Source organism: Candidatus Methylacidiphilales bacterium (assembly GCA_025056655.1).
Classification (GTDB): Bacteria; Verrucomicrobiota; Verrucomicrobiia; order Methylacidiphilales; family JANWVL01; genus JANWVL01.
Window position 1 is genome coordinate 1 of sequence record JANWVL010000079.1, and the last position, 20,264, is coordinate 20,264.

Sequence of the window (20,264 nt, forward strand, 5' to 3'; positions counted from 1 at the left end):
CCGGCCCGGGGGGGGGGCGCGGCGGCGGCGGGGGGGGTGGTGGGGGCGGTGGCGGAGGGAGGGGATGCTGTGGCGGGTGTGTAGGTGGTGGGGTAGGGCTGGGAGGTTGCGTCGTGGGTGGGTGATGGTGAGGATGCCGGAGCGTGCGTGGGGGGGGTAGTCGAGCCAGGGGACGTGCCAGCCTTTTTCGGCGAGGGATTGGGCGAGGGGGAGGAGTAGGTTGTGGATGGTCTGGCGGATGGTGGGGATGTGGAGGTGGGTGAGGAGGTCTATGGCGGCGGCCATGCCGAGGGAGCCGCAGAGGTTGAGGGTGCCGGGTTCGTAGCGGCGGCCGTCGGTGTGGGGGTGGATGGTGGGTTGGGCGAGGAGGTGGGGAGAGTGGACGTTCCAGGAGCCGAGGAGTGGGGGTTGGCAGAGTGGGGCGGCTCGGGGGCTGGTGTAGAATAGGCCTGCGGAGAGTGGGCCGAGGAGCCATTTGTGGGAGTCGGCGGAGATGAAGTCGACGTAGGAGGCGTCGAGGGGGGCGATGCCTAGGGATTGGATGGCGTCGAGGGAGAGGAGGACGTGGGGGTGGTGTTGGCGGAGGGCTTTGCTGATGGTCTGGTAGTCGATGAGGTAGCCACTGAGGTAGTGGCAGGTGGAGAGGGCGATGAGGCGGGTGCGGGGGGTGATGGCGGAGAGGACGAGGTCGGGGGTGATTTGGCCGAGTTTTGTGGGGTGGAGGGGGATGGGACGGACGCCGCGGCGGGAGAGGTTGAGCCAGGGGTAGACGTTGGATGGGTAGTCGTGGGGGTAGTAGATGACTTCGTCTCCGGGGCGCCAGTCGAGGCCGAGGGCGATGAGGTTGAGTGTGAGGGAGGTGGGGCCTAGGAGGGAGATGTGGTTGGGGTGGGTGTGGAGGAGGTGGGCGATGGTCTGGCGGAGGTTGTGGAGGGTGTGGGGGAGGTCGTGGTCTTCTTGTTGTTGGGTGGTGGATTTTTGTATGTGGCGTCGCATGGCTTCCGCAGCTGGGGCGCAGAGGGGGGCTACGGCTGCGTGTGCTAGGAAGTTGGAGTGGGCGGTGATGGGGAAGAGGGTGTGACGGAGGGAGGGGTTGTGAAGGATGTCGCGGATGGTGTAGGGGTTAGGCGACATCGTAGTCGAGTCGGGAGTTGCTGTAGATGAGGGTTTCGCGGTTGGCGAGTTGGATGGTGGTGCGACGGCGGAGGGGGAATGGCTCGCCGGGGAGGAAGCGGCGGCCGTTGACGTTGCATAGGACGTGAGTTAGGGTGGCTGTGGCGCGTGGGGCGTATTTTTTTCCTTTGAAGTGGAAGGTGATATAGCCGTCGGCTTCGGATTCGACGGCGGAGAGTGGGATGGTGAGTTTGCTTTTTCGCTTGTATTTGGCGAGGTCGATGGTTTTTTTACCGCTGAGGATTCCGTCGATGGGGGGGGAGAATCCGAGTGTGAGGAAGAGGGGGATGAGTAGGGTGAGTAGGATGGGAAAGGGGATGAGGAGCCATGACCAGTCGCGCTTGACTGTGATGGTGCCGGTGAGCTCGACTTTTTGGTGGGTGGGGTCTTCGGGGATGATGGTGAGTTTGTAGTGGTAGGTGCCTGGGTGGCGGTAGGTGTGTTCGGTGAAGGTTTCGGTGGAGGTGCGGCCGTCGCCGAGGTCCCAGGTGAGTTTGCTGAAATCGCCCGTGATGGTGGCGCCGAATGTGAGGGTGAGGGGGGCGGTGCCTGTGGTGGTGGGGATGTGGAGTTGGGCTTGGGGTTGGATGTAGTGTTCTTCGACGGTGATGGTTTGGGTGTGGGTGGTGGTGTTGCCGTGTTCGTCTTTGGCTTGGATTGTGATTTGGTGCTCGCCTAGGGTGTCAAATTTGGTGCGGAGTTCGTTTGCGTTGCTGATGGGGGTGTTGTTGATGAGCCAGGTGATTTCTTTTAGTGGGGAGTTGGATTGTGGGGTGAAGGTGACGGGTTGGCCTCGCTGAATGCGGGGTGGGGAGTGTGTGAAGGAGACTTCGAGTGTGCCTATGGCGACTTGGATGTTTTCTTTTGTGAGGATTTCTTGGCCGGATTCTGTGTCGACGATGAGAGTGGCTGTGTAGAGGCCGGGTTGGTTGAAGAGGCGCTGGATGGTGCGTTGATCTCCGGCGGGGAGGTCGTTTATGAGCCATCGGTAGGATCGGAAGGGATGTTGGGTGGCCTCAGTGAAGGTGATGTTTGCTCCGGTAGTAGGTGTGGTGGGCTTCCAGGTGATTAGGGGGGGGGTTAGGTCTTTCATGTCGGGGTGTTGTGAGCTTTCAAGGCCTTCGTGGATGGGGAGGGAAAATTTAGATGGACCGATGAAGAAAATGTGTGCGCAGATGTTTTTGCCGTTGAGTAGTGGATATTGTTTGAGGGTTGTGTCTAGGTCTGGAAAAGGCTCTGTGGGCTCAGGGTTGGCGGTGTAGATGTAGATGTGGGTTATTTCGTTGGGTGTGGAGAGGGAGTAGTTTGTCGCGTGTTGGAGGGACTTTGCTAAGGTAGAGGTTAGATTTCCTTGGCGGGAGGAAGGTTTGCGGTTGAGAATGTTTCGAATGGTGCGCTGGGCAGCTGATGCGGCCTTCGGTTCTGAAAATATGAATTCTTCGTCGTGAAAGATTTTGTCGTCGTGACCTATGATTCTCAGGCGTGTGTTTTTGGGGAGGGATTGGATGTATTTTGCAAGGCTAATTTCAAGGGGGCGCGGTGTCTGGGGGGGATTGGTCGTTTTTGAGGATTTGGAAAGGAGGTGATAAATGGCTGGTGTGTCAAGCAAAAAAATTACATTGGAGGCGGCGGAGTGATCGATGAGGATAGTGAGGTAGCTTATCAAACTAGCAATGGCTAAAGCGATCCTTCTTGTTAGCATCCGATCGTTTGAGATTGTGTAAGGCTGGAAATCTTACTTATTCGTTTATTGCATACAAGTATTCTTTTGCGTGTAGATAGTCATTCCGGGTAGTTCATATCAAGCTTTCATGTGCTGTGCAAATTGCACGGAAAAAATCTTCAAAAAAATTATTGACAAATCTACAGAGTATAAATAAAGAAATCGGCGCAAGCAAAAAGTGCCAGACTATGAAAAATAATATCAAAAAAATTGTAAAGTTTTTGGCTTACGTATGCATCATAGCACAGCATTCTGAATTTTATGGAAATCCTCCGTGTGCGATTGGGGTAGGGATTTACACCATTAATGGTCATGTGGGAAGAGAGTTAAACGTCAACTTAAATCAATTTGTCGAGAATGGTCCTTCCTGCGGAAAGGTCGATAGTTTCCGGATTCTGGAGACACAAGGAAACATCCCTGCTGGTATCGAATTTGATTTACCTTTTATCCGAGGCATTCCGATGACTCCCACTTCTTCGTTGGCCCTACCTCGGATCCGAATACGGGCTGAGAATCGCCACGGAGGCACCACACTTGAGCTACGGTTGAACATTACATCTCCCCCCGGCGGATCTGTGGCAGCTCCTTGTTGGCGAGCAGGGGGCGTTACTCTGACTGAGAATTTGACCGTTGTTGAAGGTCAACCGATAAATATTGATCTTCGCTCGAAGCTTTTCTTAGGGGGAACTTGCGGTGAGCCTCAATCATGGGCTTTGCATTCAGGCTCGCTTCCACAGGGGCTACAGTTTGATCCAGTCCGAGCAGTGATTTCCGGGTCGGTCTCTGTCGCGACGAAGACTTCGTTTCAAATTATAGGTCGAAACGGGCAGGGGAGTGTATTTTACACCCTCAATCTGGAGGTTCAGTATGGTTTACGCGGCCCGGGGTATGTGTGTCCAAAAAGGAGCATCAATGCAGTGGGAATAACGGAAATTCTTCAGGCAACTGTTGGACGTTCATTCCGATATGATCTAAACGATGAGTTGGATCTCAGAGGCGAATGTGGGAGGGGCGTAGAATGGACTCTTCAGTCTGGTGAAATTCCTCCTGGGTTAAGTTTAGATCGGGCGAGGGGTATTCTGGAGGGAACACCTCAGCGTCATACTGAAGTTGGTAAACCTTACGATACGTTTTATATCCGAGTCAAGGGGATAAGAGGACGAGATATTCCAATGGAGGTGCGGATAAAGATTTCCCTACAGGAAGGGCCACCCTGCGTGAGGATTAACAATATACTTCAAGGAGGAAGAGTAGGTGAGGCAATAAATTTAGATCTAAACAGCTTCTTGCGTCCACCTACTGGAGCATGTGGTTCTGCGCGACTCTGGCGCCAGTATGGTGCTCTGCCGCCTGGGCTCGTTTTGAATCCTCAAACTGGGCTCATCACGGGCATACCTACGCAGGCTATCCGAGGTAGGGAAGTCACATTTGAAGCGCTCAATACACAAGGGGGTGTAAATCTAATAATTAAGTTTGATATCTCAGAAAAGGCTTCTGGGATCTGTATTAAGTCAGGAGCTCCTCTCGAGATACAACTCACAGCGGGGAAACCGATGACCCCGATCCGATTACGCGACTATTTCTTTGAAAATGACGACTGTGTATTACCAGAGATATGGAGAGTTTTAGATGGTCGATTGCCAGTTGGTTTACAGTTTGACGTTGAAAAAGGCCTTATCACTGGCGTCCCCACACAGTTAGGACAAGAAAATATGTCAATTCAGGCTCTGGCTTTATCACCTCATTCTCAACACATTGTTCTTACTTTAAAAATTAAGGTTGTAAGTGACGACTCTAGGCCTTGCTTTATTCGACCTAGCGATACAATCCAATTCAACACTGAATCTCCTTTCACACTCGATCTTAATACATATCTTTCATCATCTTCCAGCTGTGGTCCTGGGCGAAGCTGGGAGGCGCTCGACGCATTGCCCAACGGCATCGAGCTCGATCCGAATCGAGGTCGTCTAACTGGCCGCTTCACCCAAGCTTTACTCAATTACCGCGTGCGGTTTTTGGCTCACAACTATTCCAACCAGCCTGCAGAGTTTGCACTTGTCTTCAACGTCTCTAGCCCAAGTGGTCTTGGCGATGAAAGCAACCCACCGTGTATTCGCACCTTTAATCTTCCAGCACCCCTAATAACAGGCACGGTTGGTGTCCCGCTAGAATTTTCCCTCGAGCCTTATTCCCTAACTGGTGGCGTGTGTGGTGTGATCAGGCGTTGGGAAGTCGTTAACGGAAAGCTTCCCGAAGGCCTAACAATAGATCAAAACACGCACCGCATTATGGGCACACCGCGAGAAACATCAAATGCAGTCGTGACCCTTCGTCCCATAAACGCCAGTGTTCTAGCTGGTCGTCCTGGGCCTCTTTTGCCTTTTAAGGTCAACATAAGTGCCCCTCACATACCCTGTAGGATTAAGCCAGCGGAGCTGCGCTTAGTAGTAGGAGATCGCACTAACGTGAATTTAAATGACCTTCTACTAGACCGTAACGGCGGAATATCGTGCGCCATACCCGAGCGCTGGCAGGTCCTGGGTGTCCCGCTTCCCCAAGGTCTCCAGATCGAACAAGGTCGTATTTTAACCGGTATCCCACTTGAAGAGACCTCCAGAGAGCTTCATCTTTTTGGTCAACACCCTGTTGCCTCGGTGCATGCCCGATTAAGCATCATCGTCTCTCAACGGCGTCACTGCCCCAGAGAAGCTACCTTGGTTACTCTCACTGGCCGTGTAGGGATGCCGATCAGCCTCAACCTTAATGATCTCATCCGTCAAAATCCGGATTGTGCACCCGTAACACGATGGAGAATCTTCGGTGCACTACCTAATGGATTCCCCCAATTTACTCAAGGGCAAGAACTTAAAGAGTCCGTTATCACTGCCACCCCCACAGAGCCTACGCATCCAGGATCCTCCCTGATCACTGAACTTATAGGGGATAACTTAACCCTCCACACTGAGCCCATTCGTTTCCAAATTGTTTGGCGCATCGAGCATCGCGATCCCCCCATCTGCCTGAAAACCAGAGAGTATTTCCTTGAGCTGGAAAAAGACAAACATGCCTTAGTTGATCTTAATAGCCTCTTCTTAAACGGCAACTCATCATGCGCTCACCAGGCTAAATGGGGGCTCTCACCGGCTAACCCTCCTCTCCCAGAAGGATTAACTCTTACAGCAGACGGCCAGCTTACAGGCACCCCAAGCGTTATATGGACTGGCCGCTCGTATTCTCTATATGTAAGCAACTCCACAGGTTCTTATCCAGTCAACCTTAGGCTCTCTGTGAAAAGCAGTGATGAACCCCTCTGCGTCAACCAATACTACCTCGAAATAAATACCCATGTTGGGAAACCCGAATATTTTGACTTGCGCAGCTTCTTTAGCCATCGCTCTGGCTGTGGCCGAATTCGATGGTGGACCTTTGATCCCCCAGAGCCAGGGCCAGGGAACAGGCTCGTCGATGGCATCACGTTCCGAGACGGGGTGATAAGTGGTCAAGCTATACGAGCCACTAAGACGCCTGTCCGTTATGTAGTTAAAGCCGGAAATGAAGTCGATACACGTCCAATCTTCATCTCGATAAGCGTAGCCGAAACCCCCTCACAATCCCCTCGCACCATGAGCACTGAGACCTGCCCTGATACTCTTTCCCCCGTTCGGCTACCTCAAGCTACCCGAGGAAAATCTTACACTGCCTCAATCCCTCTTCCCTCTTTCCAAAATTGCATCTTGAGGGAAATTCCCCAACTTCTTCGTCCTCTTCCGCCGGGATTAACCTTTAGTGTAAACTTTGTCGATAACCAGATTTACATTAATGGCGCCCCCACAGAAGTCGGTTCCTTCACAGCTGAATTTAGGATTCGACGGCAGAATAATCTCTCCCCTTATAATCTTCCCGTAACGATTATCGTTGGGGAAGATTCCAGCCGAAGGCCTTGCTCTTTCGATTCGATAGCCATACAAAACATCCCTAAAGCTGAGTTGTATAAGCCCTACTCTCACACCCTACGTCTATCCACACTAGATTGTATCCCGATACAAGAGATCACACTCCTCTCAGGCCAATTTCCTCCAGGGATCGCCTGGCGGCGAGTCCCAGAAGGAATCCTATTTGAAGGCACTCCGGCAGCGAGTGGTCGCTTCCAATCCGAATTCAATCTGATCCCCACAACTGGAAGTGAACGGCTCACGCAACAGATTGCTTTAGAAGTTGTCAGCAGTAAACCCTGTCCCAATAATATCACTATCGAGCACTTCCGCGTGGGTGTTCCTGCTCGGTATCGGATTGATGACTCTCAATTTATCACCGATCCTGTGACTCGAGTGGTGACGAAGTGTGCCGAGATTACCCAAGCGAATGTCCAACAAGGCCAGCTTCCTCGTGGGCTCGAGCTAAGGAATACCGTTGACGGCTGGTATATTCAAGGTGTTCCATTGCAAAGTGGCGATTCCACAGTAGTAATCCGAGTCACTAACTCCGAGGGCGCTGCTAACGTCACTTTCAACTTCAGAATCAGAGGTGAATCCAATCCCTCCCTCCTTCCACCGTGTAATAGACCAGAACAACAACTTCCCGCGGCCACTATCCGTCGCGATTACAACTACGTGGTTTCTCCGGGCGATCCGAGTTCATGTGGTCCCATCCAGGAGATTTCTTTAGGCTTCGGAGCGCTTCCCCCAGGTTTAAATTTAAACTTTGAGGACGGACGATGGGAAATCGAAGGGGTCCCTAGCCAGATAGGGCAATATCGATTTGTGCTGCAAGTTCGCAACACCACCGGTCAAGCCAATCACACCTATTCCATTCAAGTAGTCGATGCCCCACCATGCGATGCGGACACAACCGCTCCTATTATTCGCACGATCAATCAACCTTACAGATTTAATCTCATCAATACTCAAGTATCGTCTCAATGTGGTCAGCCCACACAGGCCCGATTGATTCAAGGCAATCTCCCTCCAGGCCTCCAAATCATCCCCAGGGCCGATGGTGTCTACATCGAAGGCACTCCCAACCAAAGCGGAACTTATCCTTTTACTCTAGCAGTTGCTAATGCCTCAGGTCAGGCCACTATCAGGCTCATCATCCGCGTGGAGGGAGCTGGACAATCGACACCGGCATTACGGCCTCCCTGCACTGTTCAAAGGGAACTCACCCAAGGAGAGATTCAAATTCCTTACCGCTTTGAACTCGCCCCCATCCTGACCCTCAACGGGTGTGGTTCCGCCGATCAGGTTACGCTTGCTTCCGGCTCTCTCCATGCCGGGCTTCGCCTCGAAAACGGGCCTAACGGCTGGGCGATCGTCGGCACTCCTACAGAACACGGCACACGCAATTTCACCCTCACTCTTACGAATGCAGCAGGCAGAGCTAACGCTCTACTTACCCTCACAATACGACCATCATCTTTCGTTATTCCTCCTTGCACTGCGAAGGTCTCGATCCCAGAAGGTGTCGTCAACCAGCCTTACCTCTTTAGGTTGGCAGAAACTCAAAGTAAGCATTGCGGTCCGATAGAATCAGCCGTTCTTAGTTCCGGCTCTCTCCATTCGGGGTTGAGACTTGAGAGGCATAGTCAAGGTTGGGTCATTGTCGGCACCCCAACTGAGGCCGGCGTTCGTAACTTCGTTATCATCGCTACAAATAACGGTGGTTCTGTAAACCTCGAACTCACCCTCAACGTCAGGCCTGATCCTGATACCGCCCCGCCATGCAATGCTGAGGCTCAGGAAGAGGCTCTCATAGATAGAATCTATCGTTTTGACATCAATGCCTATCGAGGCGGAGGTGTGTGTGGTAAACCGACAGAGGTTCAACTTACCTCAGGCACTCTTCACAATGGACTAGCAATCATTAACCAACCCCCAGGCTTATGGCGTATCGAAGGTTACCCAAGAGAGTCTGGAACCCGTGAACTCGTCTTTAGCCTCCGCAACCAGTATGGATCCAGCATTGTCCGCCTGCGGTTGACCGTCAAAAACCCACCGCTGGGAGCTCCATGTAACGTAGATTTTGACCTACGCGACATAGCAACCCTCGGGCAGCCCTTCCGTTATGCCATCGGTGATCTCTTCTATAGCCCCACCCGAGGCTGTGGAGCTGCTCAAAGGGTCACCCTAACCGAAGGGCGCTTGCCGAACGGAATCAACCTAGCTAGCTCCAACGGCACTTGGGTCATTGAAGGCACACCGACGGAAGCTGGAGAGTTCAGATGCGTCTTAATAGGCACGAATGACGCAGGCACAGGCACCCTAAGACTGCGGTTAGTAGTCAAGCCGGCTAACACAACGGGATCTGTCCAGCCTCCTCCCGTATCCTCCGGGAGTCCAGTCTGTCCAAATGAACTCATCGCGCCTAGCGGCAACGTAAACAACTTCTACCGCTACGATCTCACAGCCGCACTCCCCGCTTCCTGTGGACCGATCCGACTAATCACCATACAAAACGGAGTCCTGCACAATGGCCTCCGTTTACAAAACGAATCGGGCCGCTGGATCCTCTCGGGCACACCTATTGAATCCGGCAAACGATCGTTTATTCTTAGCCTCTTCCACATCTCAGGATCAACCACAACCCTCGTCCTAAATCTCAACATCCTCAGCCCATACAACGCCCTCTCCACAACGCCGACCATCGTCGTATCCCCCTCAATACCCACTGGTTCAACCAATACCCCAAACACCATCGTCTCCCCAGGAGTTACCCATACCACTTTACGACCTCAGACAACCCCATCTTCCTCCACAATCTTCATCCCACCTTGTCATTATGATCCTATAGTGCCAGATGCTCGCGTAGGTGTGCCATATCGGCTGGACATAGCTGCGACGCAACCTGTGGGGATCAACTGCGGTCCGGTTGAGCGCGTGAGTTTGCACTCGGGGACCTTACCTAGTGGCCTCCGCCTAGCTCAAGAGAACGGCCGCTGGTATCTCCTCGGCACGCCTACTCAATCAGGGCGACCTCTCATTGCCCTCACCCTTTCAAATTCCGCCGGATCTGCTCTCACCGCCATCCGGCTTAATATTCAACCCTAAGGTCGTCCCATCGTCTGCCCAACCCAAACCATAACTCCCACACACTGCAACAAGAGCTAAGCGCCGCCACCCTGAGAGCTAACCACACCAAGCCAAAGGCCAGGGCACAGGGCGCAATCTTCCCCCTCTTATCCCCTTCAACTTTGAACATGGACAGCAGTGGCAGCGCTACTATTAATGAAGTGAGCTAGCAAGCCTCCAAAGGTATGGAGTGCGGGGGCAAGCGCGGTGCGACACCGCTTCTTTTAAGGTAGCTGGGAAAGCCTCTGATATTTATTTACAAGGTCATGATTGTGAAAAATGTGAAGCGTTTGAATGCGTAAATTGAGTAGGATTTTTTCTCTTGATTGAAACCCAACGCTCACTGTTTCAAATTCACTCAAGGCAGTCACCCAGTTTTGTCTTATAAGTTACTAAATTACGCTGATTTTTGTCTGTAGGCAAGGTGGGGCTATGGTTTGTTAACTCTTCGTTAACTTTGGCATATTTTGTGCAGCAATGGGCATTGAAAGAAAGATGATAGTTATGAAATCTAGCTTAGATAGTATTTTCAACACCTACCGGGCCATTAAAAAAAACATATTGGAAAGATACAGAAGAATCGTTTTGTTAATAGCTATCTTCTCTATGTCTCCTTATGGGGCTGAAGCGCAGCCTTACCGAGTGTGGGGGACTTATTATGGAGGTAGCCAGGATGATTATGCTCATGCTATCGCCGTGGATCCGCAAAATGGGAGTGTCTATCTATGCGGTTTTACGGTTAGCACATCGCCTACAGGGGCTATTGCTACGCCAGGAACACATCAGACTACATTCGGCGGCGGAGGAGCCGATGTTTTCTTAGTAAAAATTAATCCAGTAAATGGCCAGAGAATATGGGGAACGTATTTCGGTGGAAACGGAGAGGAGAATTTTTACAACTACGAGGCTGGTTATGTCGCTGTCGGCCCTGACTCAGGAGTCTATCTTACGGGATATACTGGCTCTTCTTCAGGCATAGCGACTAGTGGCACTCATCAGACCGTCTACAGTGGAGGAATCGATGCTTTTTTAGCTAAATTTAACCCGAGCAATGGCCAAAGGATTTGGGGCACCTACTACGGCGGTCCCAGCGTTGAGCGTGCCTACGCCGTGGAAATCGATATGACCAACGGCCATGTCTATCTGGCAGGTTTTACACAATCGGCTACAGGAATAGCCACTACTGGGACCCAACAGCCAACTTTTGGGGGCAACACCGATGCGTTTTTGGCTCGGTTCAATCCCACCAACGGACAGCTAGTGTGGGGCACCTACTATGGACAATCCGCCGGCGATATCGGATATGCTGTTGCGGTTGATCCAAACGACGGATCTGTCTACCTCGCAGGGGCGACAAATTCCGCATCGGGAATTGCAACAACCGGCGCTCATCAAACTACCTTCAATGGCGGAGGGGATGGATTTATCGCTAAGTTCAACCCTCTTAATGGCATACGAATCTGGGGCACATACTACGGAGGAAACCAAGACGACCGTGTTTTCGCAGCAGCTGTGGGTAATGATAGCAGCCTCTACATAGCCGGCACGACTCTATCTAACTGGCCCTCTTCTTCAATTGGCACTACGGGCACATTTCAACCTAATATGCTCAGTTCATCCTATAACGGCTTTGTGGCACGCATAAACCCTACCAATGGCCAAAGGATTTGGGGGACCTACTATGGGGGAACTGTCGGATCTGTATTTGGAGAATCTATTTTCGTCGGGCTCGACAACAGCGTTTACTTTGGCGGCTATACAAACTCCACCAGTCCCATCATTGCTTCAACAGGAGCTTATCAGCCCTCCTATGGCGGGGGCACTTGGGATGCCTTCCTAGCAAAATTTAATCCCACCAACGGCCAACGGATCTGGGGCACATACTACGGTGGGCCTCAAAGTGAATGGATACACTCCCTAACCAACGATCCGACGACCAACGCTGCTTATATTGGTGGCTGGACCTCATCAACCTCAGGCATAGCCACTCCCGGCACCCATCAAACTGCCTTTAACGGCGGTCTCTTCGATGCCTTCATTGCCAAATTTTCCGAGGTGTTCATCAACCTAAGCAATGTTCCAAGTTGTGGCATCGTCGGCCAAACCATTAATGCCACTGTCACAGCTCAGACAGCGGCAGGTTGTCTACCGATCACTCTATCTGCTGCGACATTACCCAGCGGTCTCACATTTAACGCCATCCCCAACTCTGGCACAGTCTCGGGCACGCTCAGTGCTACGGGCGTCCACACGCTCTCCATCACTGGCACTGATTCCTGCAGCTCTACGACCACCTATTCTAAAATAATACACGTCGGCACCCCTCCCACCTTGCCTAATTATCCTACCGTATATGGAATGGTCGGTTTTGCCATGAATTTCAATGCTTCAGGGACTGTCCACCCATTCTTTACACCAGCCTCATATTCCATCTCGCCTCCGCTCCCCTCGGCCCTTACTCTTAATCCCTCGACAGGCTTTATCACAGGCTCTCCTAGTAATACTTCCCCGCTCACTAACTACACCGTCACCATCACCGACTCTTGTGGACACACCGCCACCAGCATCCTCCCTCTACAAGTTGTCCCTTATCAGAGTTGCTCAGCCATCAACCTCTCAGCTACGGCCACTGCGCCTAACTGCTCCAGCATTCAAATAAATTGGGCACCCAACGCCTTCTGTGGCACGGGAGATTTCGTCGCCATTCGCTACCGCATCGGCACTAATCCTTGGATAGACGTTCCCAACGCCTCTCGCCCATCGGTTCCCACACTCAGCACAACCCTAACGGGCCTCTCCCCATCCACAACTTACGAGGTCCAAATACAAACCGTTTTCGGTCAAAACACAGCTCCCAACCCTGCCGCCTGGATTACCATAGGGCACATTGCCGTCCCCGCATGTCCGTCTGCGCCTACTATCACAGGTCCAGCATCCGTCACTCACTGCAATCCTGGAGCGGTGAGCATTACGATGACGGCTACGAATTCGCCGACGAGTTGGGCTGTGGTGGGGAGCTTGCCTACGGGCTTGAGCTTGAATACGGGGACGGGTGTGATTTCTGGGAATGTGGCTGTGGGGGTGTATAGCTTTACGGTGACGGCGAGTAATGCAGGGGGGACGAGCGCGCCGTTTACGGTGAACTTAACGGTGAACAGCCAGCCTTCTATCACCTCAGCGGGGTCGCTTTCGGCGACGCTGGGGCAGACGTTTACCCATGTGGTGACAGCGACAGGGACACCAACGCCGAGCGTGACGGTAAGCGCGATCTCCCCCGCACCTGGATTAGATATCAGCGGTAATACCGTCCTCGGCACTCTATCAGCTACGGGGACATTCACGTATCAAGCAACAGCGACAAATAGCTGCGGGACAGTAAACCAGACGATCACGATCACAGTAACGCATACGCCCGCGACGATCCTCCTGACCCAAGCTCGGCTGCGAGCGATGCATGGGAGTTTTCAGGGGGACGTAGCGCTGACGCTAACGGGGTCGATTTCAAGCGTGGATCCACGGAGGCACACAGTGGCGAGGGAGTTGGTGTTGACGTTCAATCAAGCAGTGACAAGTATTAATCTGGAGCAAGAACTCGGTCCGACCATCACGTTCGGATCGCCTATCTTTTCAGGGAACACGGTGCGAATCCCATTAAGTGGACTAAAAAACAACGTAAAATATCAAGTAAAAATTAACACCGTGAATGGACAAACATTAATGGGCGTCAACAAAGTGAATTGGCGGATCATACGTGGAGATGTAAATGGGAATGGGACGGTGAGTGCGGTGGATAGTGCGCAGGCGACGGCGCATATAGGCCAGGCGATAACGAATGCGACGTTTCGGTCTGATGTGAATGCGGATGGGAGTATTACGAGCTTGGATGTGACGCAGGTGGTGAGTAACAACGGGGCGTACGTGGCGCCGTAGGAGGGAGTGAAGGGGGAGAGGATGAGGAGGAGGGGAGGATAAAAGAGTGTTTGGCAATGAGAGGCCAAGATAGGAGAGAGGAAGATTAAAGGAGGAGCCCCTCCGCGGGGAGGGGAGGGGGTTAAGGAGGGGAACTCTGCGGAGGGGGGAAAGCAGTGGGGCACTTCGCTTCCCGCCGCACTCCAAAGAAAAGCAACACGGCGCTTTGTTTCATCTCACGGTCCAGAGAAAGCGCCGTGGCGTTTTGCTTCGCGCCGCACTTCAGAGGGGAAAGCTTGCTGCATTGTTTTTTTTGAGGTTAAATCAGATGGGAGATGTCGGGCTATTACGTTCACGATCTCAGGCCATTTTTGATTGAATTCAGCGAGGGGGTCGGCATTCGATATTACGGATTGGCTTATGTGCTTGGGTTTGTGTGGCTGTATTGGGTGCTAGGTTTTTTTCAAAGAAGAGGGTGGTTGAGCTTGGGGCGGGGGAATCGCGATGAGCTTCTATTTTACGTTGCTATGCTGGGTGTGATTGTGGGAGGAAGGCTTGGCTACGCCATAATCTACGATTGGGGGAAGACAGTGCGTGATCCACTCAGTATTTTTCGGGTTTGGGAAGGGGGAATGGCGAGTCACGGGGGGATTCTGGGGGTTATTGTGGTGCTGCTCATCTATGCTCGATGGCGGGCAATCTCGTTTTGGTCTTTGGCGGATGCGGTCGCATGGGCGGCGCCGCTGGCTATTGGTTTGGGCCGTGTTGCTAATTTCATTAATGGTGAGCTTTGGGGGCGCCCTTCGCAAGTGCCTTGGGCGGTTATTTTCCCGCAAGCTCCGCTTGTGGACGGTATGATGGTGCCTCGGCATCCCTCGCAACTTTATGAAGCTTTATTTGAAGGATTTTTGCTTTTTGGAATCTTGGCTTGGGTGCGGCTTGCAAAGAGCGAGATTCGCCCGGGCACTCTTTCTGTTCTCTTTATTGTGGGATATAGTGTGGCGCGGATCGGTTGTGAGTTTTTTCGTGAGCCTGACGAGGGGCACTTTGTTTTTTCGGGCATTACGATGGGGCAGCTCCTTACGGGCCTTTTGTTGCTCGGCTTGATGATCGGACTAGGGGTTGTCCACTTGCTCTCTCACTCGGCGCGTGCAAAAGAAAAACCTTAATGGCACATTGACGGGGAGAGCCATGCGGATAGATTGGTATCTAATATGACTCTCACTGAAAAACTCATGGCGCGAGCCGCGGGGAAGGCCTCCGTTAGGCCCGGTGACAACATCTGGGTGAATGTAGATACGCTGCTTACTCACGATGTCTGCGGCCCGGGAACGATCGGTGTTTTCAAGCGAGAATTCGGTCCGCATGCTAAGGTCTGGGATCGGACACGGGTAGTGATTATCCCGGATCATTATATTTTTACTGCGGACTCGATGTCGAACCGCAACGTGGATATTTTACGAGAGTTTGTGCGTGAGCAAGGGTTGCCCTACTTCTACGATGTGATTGATGATCCTAACGGGCGGTGGGTTTTTGATCCGTCTAAGGGCCAGCTTAAGCGGCAATATGGCTCGAGGTATGCAGGGGTCTGCCATACGGCGTTGCCTGAAAAGGGTCATGTGCGGCCTGGGGAGGTGCTTTTGGGGACGGATAGTCACACGTGTATGGCTGGGGCGTTTAATATGTTTGCGACGGGGATTGGCAACACGGACGCAGGTTTTGTGCTCGGCACGGGGAAGCTACTGCTGAAGGTGCCGGAGACGATGCAGTTTTACCTCGAGGGGGCATTGCCACACGGGGTGATGGCAAAAGACTTGATCCTGCACATCATTGGGGAGATTGGTTTTGATGGTGCCACCTATCGGGCTATGCAATATGAGGGTCCGGGTGTCGCTTCTCTGAGTATGGATGATCGTATGACGGTAGCTAACATGGCGATCGAGGCTGGGGCTAAAAACGGGATCTTTCCTTGTGATGAAAAGACCATCGAATATGTCGAGGATCGCATCCGTGCCAACGGCACGCGCTCCGAATATGAGCCTGTAGAACTCGATGCGGATCAAAAGTTCGTCTACACTTTGCGCATCGACATGAGCCGGCTTGAGCCTACTGTGGCGCAGCATCCCAATCCAGGCAATCGTGCATTGGCTAAAGAACTCGGGCACATTCGACTTGATCGTGCTTATATCGGCTCTTGCACAGGCGGTAAGACCTCGGACTTTCTTGCCTTTGCGCGAGTGATCAAGGGACGCCGAGTCGCGATTGATACCTTTGGCGTGCCTGCGACGCCGACCGTTGTCGAAGAGCTGAAGAATACATATTGGGACGGGGTCTCTGTCTGGAATATCCTTGAAGATGCCGGCGTGCAGATGACTGAAAACGCCTCATGCGCTGCTTGTCTAGGCGGTCCAGTCGATACGTTTGGACGATTAAATAAACCGATGAACTGCATCTCTGCTACGAACCGTAATTTTCCTGGACGTATGGGGCATAAGGAATCGAGGGTTTTTCTGGCGTCTCCTTATACGGTTGCGGCTTCTGCCATTACTGGACGCATTACGGATCCGCGCGAGTTTTTGTGATGAGCGGAATTTTAAGGGTGGTATGGATACTTTTGTGGAGCCTGGGTATTTTGAGGGCTCAGGAAGTCAGGCTTGGGATAGATCGTCTAGTAGAGCTTGATTTTGAGCCGATTCGCGGTAAGCGCATTGGGCTCGTCACCAATCCTTCTGGGGTGGACCATCAAGGGCGGAGCACAATAGACATATTGTATCATGCACCGGGGGTGCGTCTTGTCGCGCTTTTTGGGCCTGAGCATGGAGTCTATGGAAAAGTGCCTGCTGGGGAATACGTTGAGAGTCATCGCGATACGGCTACGGGACTATGGGTGCACTCGCTTTATGGGAAAACGCGAAAACCGACATCGGAGATGTTGCGTGGACTGGATGCGATTGTGTTTGATCTGCAAGATATCGGTAACCGAAGCTACACATATATCAGCACGCTTGGGCTCGTGATGGAGGCGGCTGCGGATGCTGGAATTGAAGTGTTGGTGCTTGATCGTCCGAATCCTCTTGGAGGACTGCGTGTTGAGGGGCCGCGGCTCAATCCACAGTGGCGGTCTTTTGTTGGACAATACGATATTCCATACGTGCATGGGATGACTGTGGGTGAGCTTGCTCTGTGGATTAATCGTCGTCATTTGTCTATTCCTTGTCGGTTGCGCGTGATCCCCATGCGGGGATGGAGACGTGAGATGGTGTGGGAGGCTACGGGTTTGCGCTGGATACCGACATCTCCGAATATTCCTAATATTGCGGCGGCCAGGGGCTACACGGTGACGGGAATTTTGGGTAATATAGGAATTACGACGATCACGGGTGATGCGTTTCCATTTCAAGTGATCACTACTAGCTATCTTGATCCGGAGCGCTTCACAGCGCGTTTGATGAGGCGAAATTTTCATGGTATCCGAGCTTGGCCGTATCATTATCGAGTGGAGACTGGACGTTTTAAGGGTTCGCATTATTACGGAGCGAGGTTGAGGATCGATCCTTATGCGCAGGCAAATTTTACGGCTTTTGCTTTTCACGCTATGGATACCATCCGGGAGATGACGGGGCGTAACCTTTTTGCGCGAGTCTCTGCGAATAATCTCTCGATGTTTGATAAACTCAACGGTTGCTCATTGTGGAGGATTCGTTGGATTCGCGGGCAGCGTGCGATCGATTTTGAAAGGCAATGGGAGCCAGGGGTGCAGGCATGGTTGAGGGAGCGTGAAGCTTTTTTGCTATACTGAGCTTGTCTTGAGAGAGGGGATCCGTTAAGAGGGAGCGGTTGATTGAGTGGAAAGGGCCCTTAGCTCAGTGGATCAGAGCATCTGACTTCGGATCAGAGGGTCGTAGGTTCGAATCCTACAGGGCCCAATTTGTATGTGGGGAATGTCGGGGTGGGATATGTTGTGTGGTGGAGTTATGCGACTGCTCACGATTTTTGGGATGGCGAGGTTATTACCAGGGAATTTGGTGTTGTGAGAGGAGTGCGGTCCATGAGGTTTCATCGATGATGGTGAGGCCGAGTTTTTGGGCTTGGGCGAGCTTGGAGCCTGGGTTTTGGCCGACAAGGAGGTGAGTGGTTTTTTTAGTGACGGAGTTGGCGACGGTGGCGCCGAGGGCGCGGAGGAGATCTGCGGTGTGGTCGCGGGAGTGGCGGAGGGTGCCGGTGATGACCCAGGTCTGGCCGTTGAGAAGGGGGGGATAGGTGTGTGGGGTTGTTTTGGGGGTAATGCCGGCTTGGTGGAGTTGTGCGATGAGATTTTGGTGGTGGGGGTCGGCGAAGTAGTCGAGGATGGATTGTGCCATGGTGTCTCCAATTTCGTGTATGGCAAGGAGGCGGTCGCGGGTGGCGTGGCTTAGGGCTTGGAGTGATGGGAAGTGTTGAGCGAGAGTGTGTGCGGCGGTGAGGCCGACGTGGGGAATGCCTAGGGCGAAGATAAGGTTGGGGAGGGGGCGGTGTTTGCTTTTTTCGATGGCTTGGAGGAGGTTTTGGGCGGATTTTTCGGCAAAGCGAGGGAGGGTGAGAAGTTGTTGGGTGGTGAGGGTGTAGAGGTCGGCGGGGCTGCGGGTGAGTTTGTGGTGGACGAGGAGTTCGACGACGGCTTCTCCGAGGCCTTCGATATTCATTGCTTGGCGGGAGGCGAAGTGAACGATGCGGCGGATGATTTGTGCAGGGCAGTGGTGGGTGTTGGGGCACTTGAGCGCGATGCCGTCCCATTGAAGGCTCGTCGAGCAGCTTGGACAGTGAGTGGGTGGGGTGATGGGGATTTCGTTGCCTTGGCGGAGGTCGATTTGAACGCCTACAACGGCGGGGATGATTTCGCCTGCTTTTTCGACGGTGACGAGATCGTGGATGCGGATGTCTTTGCGGCGGATTTCGTCGAAGTTGTGGAGGGTGGCGCGGGTGACGCGGGTGCCGGATAGCTCGACGGGCTCTAATTCGGCAACTGGTGTGATTGTGCCGGTGCGGCCGACTTGGAATGTGACAGTGCGGAGGCGGGTGTGTGCTTGTTTGGGTGCGAATTTGTAGGCGATAGCCCAGCGCGGAGATTTTGCAGTGTGGCCGAGGGTGGTCTGGAGAGGCCATTCGTTGACTTTGATGACGGCGCCGTCGGTGTCGTAGGGGAGGGTGGGGCGGATTTTGTCGAGGTAGTGGAGGTGACGGATGAGGGTGTCGGGGTCGGCTGCGTGGAGGACAGGTGAGGGAGTGGGGATGTGCCAGGATTGGAGAAGGTGTAGCCATTCGAGTTGGGATTGGGCAGGGATGTGTGGGGAGGGGATTGCGATGCCGTAGCAGAGGATGGAGAGGCGGCGGCGGGCGACTTCGCGGCTGTCGAGGAGCTTGAGGGTGCCGGCGGCGGCGTTGCGTGCGTTGGCGAATGGGGGTTCGTCGGAGGCGAGGCGTTCTTCGTTGATTCGCATGAAAGCTTCTCGGGTGAAGTAGATTTCACCTCTGATTTCGAGGAGTGGGGCGTCTGTGGGGATGGTGAGGGGGAGGGTGCGGATGGTGCGGATGTTTGCTGTGACGTCGTCGCCGCGGAGGCCGTCACCACGGGTGAGGGCGAGGGTGAGGATGCCGCGTTCGTAGCGAAGGGAGATGGCGACGCCGTCAATTTTGGGTTCGAGGGTGAAGGTGCAGTGAGAGGTTTCTAAGCTTGTAAGGGTGCGGTGGATGAAGGCTCGTAGCTCGGCTTCGGAGTAGGTGTTGTCGAGGCTTAACATTGGGTAGGTGTGGGGTATTGTGCGAAAACTTTCTTGTGGTGGAGCTCCTACACGGAGTGTGGGGGAATGAGGAAGGCGGAGGTGGGGAAAGGATTTTTCGAGCTGAACGAGTTCGGCGTAGAGGTTGTCGTATTCTGTGTCGGAGATGAGGGGGCGGCCTTCGTTGTAGTAGGCGATGTCGTAACGGGTGAGGCGGTCGGTAAGGGTGTGGATGCGTTGGCGGGCTTGGGTCTCAGAGAGAGGAGGGTTTTCGTGGGGCATAGAGGTGGCGGAAGGCGAAGAGAAGAAGGTAGGCTAGGGTGGCACCTAGGGCATCGGCGATCCAATCGTATGGGCTGCTGTGGCGACCGGGTATGAAGTTTTGATAAATCTCATCGAATGCTGCGTAGAGATAGACGGTAGCTAGGGTGAGATGTGGGCGGCGGATGGAGGAATAAAAGGCGTAGAAAGCTCCGAAGTAAAGGAGGATGTGGAGGGGTTTATCGTGGAGAGAGAAGAGATCGGCGCTGAGTTTTTGGCCGGGGATGCTTGAGAGGGTGAGGATGAGAAGGGCGTAGAGAAGGGCAGGGAGGCTGCGTTTCACGATTGTCATTATGGGGGGTGTGGATTTAGGATAGT

Annotated in this window: 9 protein-coding genes and 1 tRNA gene; 6 read left to right on the forward strand and 4 right to left on the reverse strand. The window is 53.2% G+C overall.

Going from position 1 to position 20,264, the window contains the following annotated elements:
• A partial coding sequence (locus NZM04_04740) for an aminotransferase class V-fold PLP-dependent enzyme (GenBank protein ID MCS7063342.1) occupies positions 1-1,134 on the reverse strand: 1,134 nt, incomplete at its 3' end.
• Positions 1,124-2,875 carry a PKD domain-containing protein gene (locus tag NZM04_04745; protein ID MCS7063343.1) on the reverse strand — a complete coding sequence of 584 codons (1,752 nt, stop codon included), beginning with the start codon at positions 2,873-2,875 and terminating at the stop codon, positions 1,124-1,126. The genes NZM04_04740 and NZM04_04745, both read right to left, overlap by 11 nt.
• A 209-nt stretch (positions 2,876-3,084) precedes the next feature.
• Here NZM04_04745 and NZM04_04750 point away from each other — a divergent pair, with 209 nt between their 5' ends.
• From NZM04_04750 to NZM04_04775, 6 genes are all read left to right on the forward strand, one after another.
• Positions 3,085-9,939 (forward strand): Ig domain-containing protein, encoded by a 6,855-nt coding sequence (locus NZM04_04750; protein ID MCS7063344.1) that lies wholly within the window; start codon positions 3,085-3,087, stop codon positions 9,937-9,939.
• Positions 9,940-10,566: 627 nt separating this feature from the next.
• Positions 10,567-13,890 carry a putative Ig domain-containing protein gene (locus NZM04_04755; GenBank protein MCS7063345.1) on the forward strand — a complete coding sequence of 1,108 codons (3,324 nt, stop codon included), beginning with the start codon at positions 10,567-10,569 and terminating at the stop codon, positions 13,888-13,890.
• Between the two features lie 314 nt (positions 13,891-14,204).
• Positions 14,205-15,038, forward strand: a complete 834-nt coding sequence (gene lgt / locus NZM04_04760; protein ID MCS7063346.1) for a prolipoprotein diacylglyceryl transferase — start codon at positions 14,205-14,207, stop codon at positions 15,036-15,038.
• Positions 15,039-15,083: 45 nt separating this feature from the next.
• Positions 15,084-16,451 (forward strand): aconitase family protein, encoded by a 1,368-nt coding sequence (locus NZM04_04765; GenBank protein ID MCS7063347.1) that lies wholly within the window; start codon positions 15,084-15,086, stop codon positions 16,449-16,451.
• Entirely contained in the window at positions 16,451-17,668 is a 1,218-nt protein-coding gene (locus tag NZM04_04770; GenBank protein ID MCS7063348.1) for a DUF1343 domain-containing protein, read from the forward strand. Before NZM04_04765 ends, NZM04_04770 begins: the two co-directional genes overlap by 1 nt.
• A gap of 53 nt (positions 17,669-17,721) precedes the next feature.
• A tRNA-Arg gene (locus tag NZM04_04775) sits at positions 17,722-17,795 on the forward strand.
• Positions 17,796-17,879: 84 nt separating this feature from the next.
• Here the strand turns inward: NZM04_04775 and ligA are convergent.
• The gene (gene ligA / locus NZM04_04780) at positions 17,880-19,907 is read right to left on the reverse strand and encodes an NAD-dependent DNA ligase LigA (GenBank protein ID MCS7063349.1); all 2,028 of its coding nucleotides are present in this window, start codon (positions 19,905-19,907) and stop codon (positions 17,880-17,882) included.
• Positions 19,879-20,229, reverse strand: a complete 351-nt coding sequence (locus NZM04_04785; GenBank protein ID MCS7063350.1) for a VanZ family protein — start codon at positions 20,227-20,229, stop codon at positions 19,879-19,881. Before NZM04_04785 ends, ligA begins: the two co-directional genes overlap by 29 nt.
• Positions 20,230-20,264: the final 35 nt, after the last annotated feature.

Bases quoted from the DNA above. Each gene is read 5' to 3' on its own strand.
- NZM04_04745 (MCS7063343.1), bottom strand. From the start codon at position 2,875: ATGCTAACAAGAAGGATCGCTTTAGCCATTGCTAGTTTGATAAGCTAC.
- NZM04_04750 (MCS7063344.1), top strand. From the start codon at position 3,085: ATGAAAAATAATATCAAAAAAATTGTAAAGTTTTTGGCTTACGTATGC.
- NZM04_04755 (MCS7063345.1), top strand. From the start codon at position 10,567: ATGTCTCCTTATGGGGCTGAAGCGCAGCCTTACCGAGTGTGGGGGACT.
- lgt (MCS7063346.1), top strand. From the start codon at position 14,205: ATGTCGGGCTATTACGTTCACGATCTCAGGCCATTTTTGATTGAATTC.
- NZM04_04765 (MCS7063347.1), top strand. From the start codon at position 15,084: ATGACTCTCACTGAAAAACTCATGGCGCGAGCCGCGGGGAAGGCCTCC.
- NZM04_04770 (MCS7063348.1), top strand. From the start codon at position 16,451: ATGAGCGGAATTTTAAGGGTGGTATGGATACTTTTGTGGAGCCTGGGT.
- ligA (MCS7063349.1), bottom strand. From the start codon at position 19,907: ATGCCCCACGAAAACCCTCCTCTCTCTGAGACCCAAGCCCGCCAACGC.